This is a genomic window from Streptomyces sp. NBC_01335 (assembly GCF_035953295.1).
In the GTDB taxonomy this organism is placed as follows: domain Bacteria; phylum Actinomycetota; class Actinomycetes; order Streptomycetales; family Streptomycetaceae; genus Streptomyces.
The window spans coordinates 1,856,556-1,868,330 of the sequence record NZ_CP108370.1; the positions used below are offsets into that span (position 1 = coordinate 1,856,556).

The window sequence follows — 11,775 nt, forward strand, 5'->3', positions numbered from 1 at the left end:
AACACCGTAGCACGTCCTCCCGGCGGGTGGTGGATCTTGGGGCTCCGGATCACGGAAACTTGTCCGCGAGGGGCCCGCGGGGCGCCCGCGCGGCGTGCGCACCCCTGTCACCAGGGCTTCAGTCCCATGCCCGGCCCGCCACACCCCTCCGGGAGTGAGACGGACAACACGCCGCAGGAGGGGCTGGCCGCCCCCTCCCCGGCGCCGCCGGAGACGGAACCGCGCCTCACCCCACCGGCCCCTCGTTCCCCCGGCGGACCGTGCGCAGTCCGCGGCCCGGGATCCAGGAGCGGACGACGAGTTCCTCGCCGTCCATCCCGGTGTGGACCACCTCGGTGAGGTCGACGCGGAAGAGGTGGAACGGCTCGGGAGGCGTGGCCTCCTCGATGAAGCGGGCCAGCAGGGCGGGGTCGTTGACCTCGATCGCGCGGCCGGCGACGCGTACGTCGCCGTCGGCCATCTCGGCGTCCGGCCCGGGGTTCGCCTGCATCGCGAAGCGGGGGTCGCGGAACAGGTCGAGGGCCTTGCGGGAGTGCGGCATCATGCCGAGCAGCATCTCGCCGAAGCGGAAGTCGGCCTCCAGCCCGGAGACCCGGGGCGACCCGTCCTTGCGGAGGGTCGCCAGGACCTGGTGGCGGTAGAGGCGGAAGCGCTTCTCGGCGGTGGTGGCGAAGCCGGGTTCGGCCGCGTGGAAGTCCGCCCAGGTGGTGGGGGTCGTGGCGGTGGAGGCGGGGGTGTTCGGTGTCATGCCTCCCATCGAACCGCCTCATCCCGACACCTCCTGTCAGGATTTCCGGCGGGTCACCGCAACGGGTGCCGGACGCCGGGCCGCGCACCCCCGACGGGCCTCCCCGGAGTCACCCCACGATGCCGCGTTCCCGGGCCGCCGCGAGCCAGAGCGGGAACTCCGCCACGAGCCGGTCGTAGAGCTCCTCGTCGGGGACGGTGCGCGGGTCGGGTCCGGCGTGGAAGTAACCGGCGTTGTCGACCACGCGCTTTGCAGGGACGGCGAGTTCGTCGAGCTTGCGCAGGAAGTCGAACTGCGTGCTGCGGGTGTTGCCGAACCCGACGAACTGCCAGAACAGCGGGAGTTCGGCGGCCTTGCAGAGGTACCGTTCGGCCGCGAGTTTGTTGATCGGGCCGCCGTCGGTCTGGAAGACGACGAGAGCGGGGGCGGTGGAGCCGCTGTCGAGGTAGTGGTCGATGACCGCGTCCATCGCCAGGTGGTAGCTGGTCTTCCCCATGTGCCCGAGGCCCGCCGCGATCGCGTCGACGCGCCCTCGGTGGTTGTCGAGCGCGATGTCGGTGACGGCGTCGATGTCGGTGGAGAAGAAGACGACGGGGACGCGCCCGTCGTCGTCGAGATGGGCGGACAGCCCCAGTACCTGGTCGGCGAGGGCCTGGACGCTGCCGTCCTTGTAGTAGTCCTTCATCGAGCCCGAGTAGTCGAGGACCAGGTAGACCGCCGCCCTGGCGCCGTCCATGCCGCGCTTGCGCAGGGAGACCCCCGCCCTCTTGTAGAGGCTCACGAGGCCGGGCGCACGCGCCGCCACCTTGTCGAGGGAGAGCGCGGGGCCCGCGGCCGTACCCGTGGCCGCATCCATAGGCGATCCGATCATGCTTGTCTCCGTTCCTGTCCGGTCCGATCCCAGGTGATCCGATCCGGTCCCGCCCTGCACCGAGCCGCCGCCGCTCCACGCCTGCCCGGCAAGGGGGTTGGTGGTCCCGACACCACCCCAAGGCTGCCATCCGACACCCGGGCATATGGTCCGAATTCCAGGTTCGCTATCTTGATCGCCGCCGTCACCTCGGCACCGCGCACCACCTCGCCCAGTGAAGGAGCCGGTCATGGAGGCCGACACCCCCGCCGACACCCCCACCTGTTACCGCCATCCGTCCTTCGAGACACATGTCCGCTGCACCCGCTGCGACCGCCGGATATGCCCGGACTGCATGCGTGAGGCCGCGGTCGGCCATCAGTGCCCGGAGTGCGTACGGGAGGGCAACCGCACGGTCCGCCAGGCGCGGAGCCTCTTCGGCGGCCGGGTCCCGTCGGGCACGAAGCCCCTGGTCACGTACGCCCTCATCGCCCTGAACGTCCTCGCCTACGTCGCCGAGGTCGTGAAGCCGGAGATCCTGGACCGGTTCGGGCTGCTCGGGGCGGCGCTCACCGGCCCCGACGGAGCCCTGTACGTGTACGACGGCTGGACGCAGCCCGGCTACGACGCGACCGGAGTGGTCGGCGGCGAGTGGTACCGGCTGCTGACCGGCTCGTTCCTGCATCTGCCGCCGGACTCGTCGATCGGCGTGATGCACCTGGTCTTCAACATGCTGGCGCTCTGGAACCTCGGCCGGGACGTGGAGACCCAGCTCGGCAAGGTCAGGTACGCGGCGCTGTACCTGCTCTCCGCGGTGGGCAGTTCGGTGCTGGTGTACGTACTGGCGCCCGACAGCAACACCGTGGGGGCCTCCGGTGCGATCTTCGGCCTGGCCGCCGCGCTCTACGTCATCGGCCGACGGCTGGGCCGCGACGTGAGCCAGCTGAACCGCTTCATGGCCGGGTTCCTGGTCTGGATGGTGATCTCCGCCTTCTTCACCTCCTGGCAGGGCCACCTCGGCGGCCTGCTCACCGGCGGCCTGGTGATGTTCGGCCTGGCGTACGCGCCGCCGAAGCTCCGCAACGGCCTCGCGCAGACCGTCGCCGCCGTGGTGCTGCTGGGGCTGCTGGCGCTCGTGGTGGTGCTGAAGACGAACGCGCTGACCGGCGGCTGAGAGCCCGCAGGGCGTACGCCCGGGGGGTGCGGGGGCCGGACACGGATGCTGAGGGCGTCAGCCGCCGCGCAGGCCCCAGTCGTCGAGTCCGCCGTAGACATGGGCCACTCGGCATTGGGGCGCGGCGAGGCCGACGGCTTCGCCGTCGTAGACCGCGACGAGCGTGTCCTTGCCGCGCCACCAGGTGTCGGTGAGTCCCCGGACCTCGGGCACCCGCTCGTACCCGGTGAGGTCCAGGGCGCCGACGGCCTCGCCGGTGATCCTGGTGCGGGTTCTGGCCCAGTGCGCCGCGTGGTCGGCCAGGGCCAGCGCCTCCACCCATCCGTCCACGTCGGCGTGGAGCGGTGTCCACCGGTAGGCGTCGATCCCGAACTCGCCCCCCGGGCCGATCGCGAATCCGTAGGCCATGGACACCCGGCAGTCGCCGGCCGGGACCAGCCAACCGTCCTCGGCCGTCTCCTCCGGAGCCTCGGCCCCCAGAACGCGCGGGCCGCCCTCGTATAAGGGGGACGGCGGCAGGGCGAGGCCGCCTCAGCGAAGGTGGAACGCCGCGGCCGGGTCCGCCGCCTCGGCGGGGATCCCGTGCCTGAGCCATACGTCCCGGTGGGGCCGGACGTCCGGGCACGGGACACGCAACCCGTGCACCTCGACGAACCGGCGGGCCCGACGGCTCAGGCCCTCCGGTGCCACCGGGGTGAGCCGTACACGTGCGTCCGCCGTCACGGCCGGCCTTCGTCGAAGGGGTGGAGTACGGCTGCGGCGATCTCCCGCACGCGGTCCGGGGTGATCCCCGTGCGCTGTTCGACGGCGAGGGGGTGGTCGGTGGGTTCGAGCTCGACGAAGGGGCGCTGCCCGACCGGACGGGTGTGCAGGTTCGTCTTCAGGTTGAGGGGCGTCGACGAGTAGGCCAGGAGTTCCGTGGTGAGCCAGCCGAAGTACGGCTTCTCGGACTCTCGGCCCGGCGTGTCCCACAGATCCGAGGCTGCGGCGAAGTTCTCACGGCTGAGCGAGACCCAGACGCCCCAGGAGAACACCTCGCCGCTGTCGATGACCGGTATCTCGATCAGTCCCCGGACGAAGTAGTGCTGTGCGTGGATCACGCACTGGTCCGACGAGAGCAGGCAGTCGTCGGCGTCGGTGAAGGCCGGGTCCCACACGGCCGGCGCCTCGGCCGTGTGGTTCATCGGCAGCTCTGCGTGGTGCGCGCCGCAGCGCGAGCAGGTGAATCCGGGGTCACTCTTCCTGACGCGGGAGCCTACTGAACGGCGTCAACGGCCCCGCCGGGCCCCGGCCCCCACAACGGCCGCACGCCCCGGCGCGGCGGACCCCACCGCGCCGTGCCCCCTGCGCCTCCGCCGGACCGTCCCTCGTGACGCCCCCGGACGCGCCACGGCGCCCACCCAAGTCCGGTCGGGGACGAGGTAGGCGCCGCGTTCAGTTCCGTACGCCGTTGTACGGGACGTCTGCTCCGGGGCCCGGCCGTGAAAGCACGGCCGGCTCCGGCGATCGGGGGGTCAGACCATCAGGGAGCGGTCCGTCGGGCGGATCGGGGCCGGCAGGGCGCTGGTCCCGGTCAGGAAGCGGTCCACGCCGCGTGCCGCGGAGCGGCCCTCGGCGATGGCCCACACGATGAGCGACTGGCCGCGGCCGGCGTCACCGGCGACGTAGACGCCCTCGACGTTGGTGGCGTAGTCGGCGTCGCGGGCGATGTTGCCGCGCTCGTCGAGGCCGAGGCCGAACTGCTCGACGAGGCCGTTGGCCTGGTCGGTGCCGGTGAAGCCCATGGCGAGGGTGACGAGCTGGGCCGGGATGACGCGCTCGGTGCCGGCCTTCTGCTCCAGCTTGCCGTCCTTGAACTCCACCTCGATGAGGTGCAGGGACTGGACGTTGCCGTCCTCGTCGCCCTCGAAGTGGGTGGTCGAGACGGAGTAGAGCCGCTCGCCGCCCTCCTCGTGCGCGGAGGTGACCTTGTAGAGCATGGGGAAGGTCGGCCAGGGCTGGTTGGCGTTCCGGTCCTCGCCGGGCCGCGGCATGATCTCCAGCTGGGTGACGGAGAGCGCGCCCTGGCGGTGGGCGGTGCCCACGCAGTCGGCTCCGGTGTCGCCGCCGCCGATGACCACGACGTGCTTGCCCTCGGCGCTGATCGGGGAGACCGTCAGGTCGCCCTCCTGCACCTTGTTGGAGAGCGGGAGGTACTCCATGGCGAAGTGGACGCCACCCAGCTCGCGGCCCGGGACGGGGAGGTCGCGGGAGACCGTGGCACCGGCCGCGACGACGACCGCGTCGTAGCGGCGGCGGAGCGCGTCGGCCGGCATGTCGGCGCCGATCTCCACCTCGGTGCGGAACTTGGTGCCCTCCGCGCGCATCTGCTCGATGCGGCGGTTGATGTGCGACTTCTCCATCTTGAACTCGGGGATGCCGTAGCGCAGCAGGCCGCCGATGCGGTCGGCGCGCTCGTAGACGACCACGGTGTGGCCGGCCCGGGTCAGCTGCTGGGCGGCGGCCAGTCCGGCGGGGCCGGAGCCGATGACGGCGACGGTCTTGCCGGAGAGGCGCTCGGGCGGCTGCGGGGTGACGTCGCCGCTGTCCCACGCCTTGTCGATGATGGAGACTTCGACGTTCTTGATGGTGACGGCCGGCTGGTTGATGCCGAGCACGCACGCCGACTCGCAGGGAGCCGGGCACAGCCGCCCGGTGAACTCCGGGAAGTTGTTCGTGGCGTGCAGGCGCTCGGACGCGGCGGTCCAGTCCTCGCGGTAGGCGTAGTCGTTCCACTCGGGGATGAGGTTTCCGAGCGGACAGCCGTTGTGGCAGAACGGGATGCCGCAGTCCATGCAGCGGCCGGCCTGCTTGCTGATGATGGGGAGCAGGGAGCCCGGAACGTAGACCTCGTTCCAGTCCTTGACGCGCTCACCCACGGGGCGGGTCTGCGCGACCTCGCGCCCGGTGGTCAGGAAGCCCTTGGGGTCAGCCATTGGTCGCCGCCTCCATCATCTTCTCGGTGGTCTCCTGCTCGGAGAGACCGGCGAGCTCAGCGGCGTCCTTGGCGGCGAGCACTGCCTTGTAGGTGGACGGGATGATCTTGCTGAAGCGGGTCACGGCGGTGGCCCACTCGGCGAGGAGCTTCTCGGCGACGGTCGAGCCGGTCTCCTCCTGGTGGCGGCGCACGACGTCGTGCAGCCACTGGGCGTCGGCCTCGGTGAGTTCCTCGATCGCGCCGAGGTTCCCCGAGTTGACGTTGTCGCGGTCGAGGTCGATGACGTACGCGACCCCGCCGGACATGCCGGCGGCGAAGTTGCGCCCGGTCTCGCCGAGGACGACGGCGTGGCCGCCGGTCATGTACTCGCAGCCGTGGTCGCCCACGCCTTCGGAGACGACGGTGGCACCGGAGTTGCGGACGCAGAAGCGTTCGCCGGTACGGCCCCGCAGGAACAGCTCGCCGCCGGTGGCGCCGTAGCCGATGGTGTTGCCCGCGATGGTGGAGTACTCGGCGAGGTGGTCGGCGCCGCGGTCCGGGCGGATGACGATCCGGCCGCCGGAGAGGCCCTTGCCGACGTAGTCGTTGGCGTCGCCCTCCAGGCGGAGGGTGACTCCGGCGGGGAGGAAGGCGCCGAAGGACTGGCCGGCCGAACCCGTGAAGGTGATGTCGACGGTGTTCTCGGGCAGGCCCGAACCGCCGAACTTCTTCGTGATCTCGTGGCCGAGCATCGTACCGACGGTGCGGTTGACGTTGCGGATGGCGACCTGGGCGCGGACCGGCAGGGCGGCTTCCGCGCTGTCGGCGCCGAGCGCGTCGGCGGCGAGCTTGATCAGCTCGTTGTCGAGCGCCTTGGCGAGGCCGTGGTCCTGCTCGTGGATCCGGTGGCGGACCGCGCCCTCGGGGAGCTCGGGCACGTGGAACAGCGGCGCCAGGTCGAGGCCCTGGGCCTTCCAGTGGGTGATCGCCCGGTCGGTGTCGAGGAGTTCGGCGTGGCCGACCGCCTCTTCGATCGTGCGGAAGCCCAGCTCGGCGAGGATCTCGCGGACCTCCTCGGCGATGAACTGGAAGAAGTTCACGACGTACTCGGCCTTGCCGGAGAAGCGCTCGCGCAGCACGGGGTTCTGCGTGGCGATGCCGACCGGGCAGGTGTCGAGGTGGCAGACGCGCATCATGACGCAGCCGGAGACGACGAGCGGGGCGGTCGCGAAACCGAACTCCTCGGCGCCCAGCAGTGCGGCGATGACGACGTCGCGGCCGGTCTTGAGCTGGCCGTCGGTCTGCACGACGATGCGGTCGCGCAGGCCGTTGAGGAGCAGCGTCTGCTGGGTCTCGGCGAGGCCGAGCTCCCAGGGGCCGCCCGCGTGCTTGAGGGAGGTGAGCGGGGAGGCGCCCGTTCCGCCGTCGTGGCCGGAGATCAGGACGACGTCCGCGTGGGCCTTGGACACACCGGCCGCGACCGTGCCGACGCCGACCTCGGAGACCAGCTTCACGTGGATGCGGGCCGCCGGGTTGGCGTTCTTGAGGTCGTGGATCAGCTGAGCCAGGTCCTCGATGGAGTAGATGTCGTGGTGCGGCGGCGGCGAGATGAGGCCGACGCCCGGGGTGGAGTGCCGGGTCTTGGCGACCCAGGGGTAGACCTTGTGGCCGGGCAGCTGGCCGCCCTCGCCGGGCTTGGCGCCCTGCGCCATCTTGATCTGGATGTCGTCGGCGTTGACGAGGTACTCGCTGGTGACACCGAAGCGGCCGGAGGCGACCTGCTTGATGGACGAGCGGCGCGCCGGGTCGTACAGGCGGTCGGCGTCCTCGCCGCCCTCGCCGGTGTTGGACTTGGCGCCGAGCTGGTTCATCGCGATGGCGAGCGTCTCGTGCGCCTCCAGGGAGATCGAGCCGTACGACATGGCGCCGGTGGAGAACCGCTTGACGATGTCGGCGACCGACTCGACCTCGTCGACGGAGATCGGGGCGCGGTCGGACTTGAAGCCGAACAGGCCGCGGAGCGTCATCAGCCGCTCGGACTGCTCGTTCACCCGGTCCGTGTACTTCTTGAAGATGTCGTACCGGCGGTTGCGGGTGGCGTGCTGGAGGCGGAAGACCGTCTCCGGGTCGAACAGGTGCGGTTCGCCCTCGCGGCGCCACTGGTACTCGCCGCCGATCTCCAGCGCGCGGTGCGAGGCCGCGATGCCGGAGGCGGGGTACGCCTTGGTGTGCCGGGCGGCGACCTCCTTGGCGACGACGTCGAGGCCGGCGCCGCCGATCTTGGTGGCGGTGCCGTTGAAGTACGTCGCGACGAAGCCCTCGTCGAGGCCGACGGCCTCGAAGACCTGGGCGCCGCGGTAGGAGGCGACGGTCGAGATGCCCATCTTCGACATGACCTTGAGGACGCCCTTGCCGAGGGCGTAGATCAGGTTGCGGATGGCCTGCTCGGGCTCGATGCCCTCGATGAACGTACCGGCGCGGACGAGGTCCTCGACGGACTCCATGGCGAGGTACGGGTTGACGGCGGCGGCGCCGTAGCCGATCAGCAGGGCGACGTGGTGGACCTCGCGGACGTCACCGGCCTCGACCAGCAGGCCCACCTGGGTGCGCTGCTTGGTGCGGATGAGGTGGTGGTGGACGGCGGAGGTGAGCAGCAGCGACGGGATCGGCGCGTGCTCGGCGTCGGAGTGCCGGTCGGAGAGGACGATGAGGCGGGCGCCGTCCTCGATGGCGGTGTCGACCTCGGTGCAGATGGCCTCGATGCGGGCGGCGAGGGCGTCGCCGCCGCCGCCGACGCGGTAGAGGCCGGCCAGGGTGGCGGCCTTCATGCCCGGCATGTCGCCGTCGGCGTTGATGTGTATCAGCTTGGCGAGCTCGTCGTTGTCGATCACCGGGAAGGGCAGCGTGACGCTGCGGCACGTCGCGGCGGTCGGCTCCAGGATGTTGCCCTGGGGGCCGAGCGAGGAGCGCAGCGAGGTGACGAGCTCCTCGCGGATGGCGTCCAGCGGCGGGTTGGTGACCTGGGCGAAGAGCTGGGTGAAGTAGTCGAAGAGGAGCCGGGGCCGGGCGGAGAGCGCGGCGATGGGCGAGTCGGTGCCCATGGAGCCGAGCGGTTCGCCGGCGGTGCGGGCCATCGGGGCGAGGAGGACGCGGAGCTCTTCCTCGGTGTAGCCGAAGGTCTGCTGGCGGCGGGTGACCGAGGCGTGGGTGTGCACGATGTGCTCGCGCTCGGGGAGGTCGCCGAGTTCGATCTCGCCGGTCTCCAGCCACTCCTCGTAGGGCTGCTCGCCCGCGAGGCCGGCCTTGATCTCGTCGTCCTCGATGATGCGGTGCTCGGCGGTGTCGACGAGGAACATCTTGCCGGGCTGGAGGCGGCCCTTGCGGACGACCTTGGCGGGGTCGATGTCGAGGACGCCGACCTCGGAGGAGAGGACGACGAGGCCCTCGTCGGTGACCCAGTAGCGGCCGGGGCGCAGACCGTTGCGGTCGAGGACCGCGCCGACCTGGGTGCCGTCGGTGAAGGTGACGCAGGCGGGTCCGTCCCAGGGCTCCATCATCGTGGAGTGGTACTGGTAGAACGCGCGGCGGGCCGGGTCCATGGAGTCGTGGTTCTCCCACGCCTCGGGGACCATCATCAGCACCGAGTGCGGCAGCGAGCGTCCGCCGAGGTGGAGGAGCTCCAGGACCTCGTCGAAGGAGGCCGAGTCGGAGGCGTCCGGGGTGCAGACAGGGAAGATGCGGTCGAGCGCGGCCTCGCCGAAGAGTCCGGAGGCGAGCTGCGACTCGCGGGCCTTCATCCAGTTGCGGTTGCCCTTGACCGTGTTGATCTCGCCGTTGTGGGCGACGAAGCGGTACGGGTGTGCCAGGGGCCAGCTGGGGAAGGTGTTGGTGGAGAAGCGGGAGTGGACGAGTGCGACGGCGGTGGCGAACCGGCGGTCGGACAGGTCGGGGAAGAACGGCTCCAGCTGCCCGGTGGTGAGCATGCCCTTGTAGACGAGGGTGCGGGCGGAGAGCGACGGGAAGTAGACACCGGCCTCCCGCTCGGCACGCTTGCGCAGGACGAAGGCCTTGCGGTCGAGGGCGATGCCGGTGCTGGTGCCGTCGGCGACGAAGATCTGGCGGAACTCGGGCATGGTGGCGCGGGCGCCGTTGCCGAGGAGGGCCGGGGCGACCGGGACCTCGCGCCAGCCGAGGACGGTGAGGCCCTCTTCGCCGGCGATCTTCTCGATCTCCGCGACGGCGTCCGTGGAGCCGTCGGCGGGGAGGAACGCGATGCCGACGGCGTACGCGCCGGCTTCCGGGAGGTCGAAGCCGGTCTCTTCGCGGAGGAAGGCGTCCGGGACCTGGAGGAGGATTCCGGCGCCGTCGCCCGAGTCGGGCTCCGAGCCGGTGGCGCCGCGGTGTTCGAGGTTGCGCAGTACGGTCAGCGCCTGCTCGACCAGCGCGTGGCTGGCCACACCGGTCAGGGTGGCGACGAACCCGACACCGCAGGCGTCGTGTTCGTTACGGGGGTCGTACATCCCCTGCTGGGCGGGGCGACCGTCCATGGGCGACCAGGCGTGGATGCGCATCGGCTCTCCCGTCGTCGTCGTGGCATATGCATTGCCGAGGGACGACGTTGGCCCTCTGCGAAATTTCGTGCAGGTTACATGATGGGGTGCTTCTCGGTAAGCGGAAGGCCCGTTCCAACATGCGGACATTGCATCGCTGAGGATGGGGTCGCAGTCGGAGAGATCAACGCCCGGGGAGCCGCAGAGAGCAGGCGCCGTTGCCTGCGGTGTCTGAGGCTCATGCCCGGCAGCCATGCGTTCGAAACCAGGAAGTAACGATTACTTATGTGGAGTCGCGCATAGGCTCTCATTTTACGTTGCGTGCACCGCATCCGCCCAGGGGCGAAAACCGGGACGTACGTCACACGTATTTCCGGCGTGTTGCGGGTTGCTTTCCGGGGCGTTGTATGGATGGGCCGTACGGGTGAGCGCTCCGTCGCGGTCCGTACCCCCGATGGGCGGCGCCCCGTCGGGGAGTCCCGGCAGCCCGGAGGGCGGCCAGCCGGAGGACAGCCACCCGGAGGACAGCCGCCGGAGGCCGACCCGCTGAAGGACGACCGCCCGCAGGGCGGCCGTCCGGGCGAACCCGTCGGGTCAGCCGCCGACCGCCACCCCGAAGAGCCCGCCGAGGCCGTAGGTGAGCGCGGCGGCGGCGCCGCCCAGCGCCAGCTGCCGCAGCCCGCTGAACCACCAGCTGCGCGCCGTCACCCGGGCCACCACCGCGCCGCAGCCGAAGAGGCCGAGCAGCGCGAGCAGGACGGCGGGCCAGAGCGTGGTGGCGCCGAGCAGGTACGGCAGCAGCGGCAGCAGGGCGCCGAGCGAGAAGGCCATGAACGAGGAGCCGGCGGCGAGGAGCGGCGAGGGCAGGTCGCCCGGGTCGATGCCGAGCTCCTCGCGGGCGTGTATCTCCAGGGCCTGTTCCGGGTCCTCGGAGAGCTGCCGGGCGACCTCGGCGGCCAGCTGCGGTTCGACGCCCCGGGAGATGTAGAGGTCCGCCAGCTCCCGCATCTCGTCGTACGGGTGCTTGACCAACTCGCGCCGTTCGACGTCGAGTTCGGCCTCCACCAGCTCTCGCTGCGAGGCGACCGAGGTGTACTCGCCGGCCGCCATGGAGAAGGCGCCCGCGGCGAGGCCGGCCAGCCCGGTGATGACGAGGGTGCGGTGCGAGACGTCGCCTCCCGCGACCCCGGTCATCAGCGCGAGGTTCGAGACCAGGCCGTCCATCGCGCCGAACACGGCCGGGCGCAGCCAGCCGCCGTTGACGTCCCGGTGGGTGTGGTTGTCGCGGTGCGCCTCGTGCAGTGCGGCGTCGGTCTCGATGATGGACACAGTGCTCCCCAATCCGCCGACGGCTCCGCAGCCCCTCCGCCGCCGCCCGACACCATCGAAAGTACGCACGAAAATCGGCGCCCGCCAGCAAGGCAGGCCGTACTTACCACCGCTCTGACCAGGCAAGACAGGTATGGCTCACCTTCCTTGGAGAGCCTTGGCGGGGCC

At 71.0% G+C, this 11,775-nt stretch carries 8 protein-coding genes; 1 reads left to right on the forward strand and 7 read right to left on the reverse strand.

Annotation, left to right across the window (positions count from 1 at the left end; all coding sequences use genetic code 11):
• Window positions 1-226: 226 nt before the first annotated feature.
• Both OG599_RS07625 and OG599_RS07630 read right to left on the reverse strand, forming a co-directional pair.
• The gene (locus tag OG599_RS07625; protein ID WP_327175184.1) at window positions 227-748 is read right to left on the reverse strand and encodes a pyridoxamine 5'-phosphate oxidase family protein; all 522 of its coding nucleotides are present in this window, start codon (window positions 746-748) and stop codon (window positions 227-229) included.
• Between the two features lie 109 nt (window positions 749-857).
• Entirely contained in the window at window positions 858-1,619 is a 762-nt protein-coding gene (locus tag OG599_RS07630; RefSeq protein ID WP_327175185.1) for a VWA domain-containing protein, read from the reverse strand.
• A 229-nt stretch (window positions 1,620-1,848) separates the two neighbouring features.
• Between OG599_RS07630 and OG599_RS07635 the strand changes: the two genes are divergently transcribed.
• The gene (locus OG599_RS07635) at window positions 1,849-2,772 is read left to right on the forward strand and encodes a rhomboid family intramembrane serine protease (RefSeq protein ID WP_327175186.1); all 924 of its coding nucleotides are present in this window, start codon (window positions 1,849-1,851) and stop codon (window positions 2,770-2,772) included.
• A gap of 57 nt (window positions 2,773-2,829) precedes the next feature.
• Here the strand turns inward: OG599_RS07635 and OG599_RS35425 are convergent, their stop codons facing one another.
• From OG599_RS35425 to OG599_RS07660, 5 genes are all read right to left on the reverse strand, one after another.
• The gene (locus OG599_RS35425; protein ID WP_442809390.1) at window positions 2,830-3,180 is read right to left on the reverse strand and encodes a hypothetical protein; all 351 of its coding nucleotides are present in this window, start codon (window positions 3,178-3,180) and stop codon (window positions 2,830-2,832) included.
• A gap of 311 nt (window positions 3,181-3,491) precedes the next feature.
• Window positions 3,492-3,956 carry a DUF2199 domain-containing protein gene (locus OG599_RS07645; protein ID WP_327175187.1) on the reverse strand — a complete coding sequence of 155 codons (465 nt, stop codon included), beginning with the start codon at window positions 3,954-3,956 and terminating at the stop codon, window positions 3,492-3,494.
• A 330-nt stretch (window positions 3,957-4,286) separates the two neighbouring features.
• Window positions 4,287-5,747 (reverse strand): glutamate synthase subunit beta, encoded by a 1,461-nt coding sequence (locus tag OG599_RS07650; RefSeq protein WP_327175188.1) that lies wholly within the window; start codon window positions 5,745-5,747, stop codon window positions 4,287-4,289.
• Window positions 5,740-10,299, reverse strand: coding sequence for a glutamate synthase large subunit (gltB, locus tag OG599_RS07655; RefSeq protein ID WP_327175189.1), 4,560 nt, complete (start codon window positions 10,297-10,299; stop codon window positions 5,740-5,742). The genes OG599_RS07650 and gltB overlap by 8 nt, the downstream gene beginning before the upstream one ends.
• A 573-nt stretch (window positions 10,300-10,872) precedes the next feature.
• On the reverse strand, window positions 10,873-11,607 hold the full coding sequence (locus OG599_RS07660; protein WP_327175190.1) for a VIT1/CCC1 transporter family protein: 735 nt from the start codon (window positions 11,605-11,607) through the stop codon (window positions 10,873-10,875).
• Window positions 11,608-11,775 lie beyond the last annotated feature (168 nt).

What these genes read in the sequence shown, in the direction of transcription:
- OG599_RS07650 (WP_327175188.1), bottom strand. Translation starts at nt 5,747, where the DNA reads ATGGCTGACCCCAAGGGCTTCCTGACCACCGGGCGCGAGGTCGCGCAG.
- OG599_RS35425 (WP_442809390.1), bottom strand. Translation starts at nt 3,180, where the DNA reads ATGGCCTACGGATTCGCGATCGGCCCGGGGGGCGAGTTCGGGATCGAC.
- OG599_RS07630 (WP_327175185.1), bottom strand. Translation starts at nt 1,619, where the DNA reads ATGATCGGATCGCCTATGGATGCGGCCACGGGTACGGCCGCGGGCCCC.
- gltB (WP_327175189.1), bottom strand. Translation starts at nt 10,299, where the DNA reads ATGCGCATCCACGCCTGGTCGCCCATGGACGGTCGCCCCGCCCAGCAG.
- OG599_RS07625 (WP_327175184.1), bottom strand. Translation starts at nt 748, where the DNA reads ATGACACCGAACACCCCCGCCTCCACCGCCACGACCCCCACCACCTGG.
- OG599_RS07645 (WP_327175187.1), bottom strand. Translation starts at nt 3,956, where the DNA reads ATGAACCACACGGCCGAGGCGCCGGCCGTGTGGGACCCGGCCTTCACC.
- OG599_RS07635 (WP_327175186.1), top strand. Translation starts at nt 1,849, where the DNA reads ATGGAGGCCGACACCCCCGCCGACACCCCCACCTGTTACCGCCATCCG.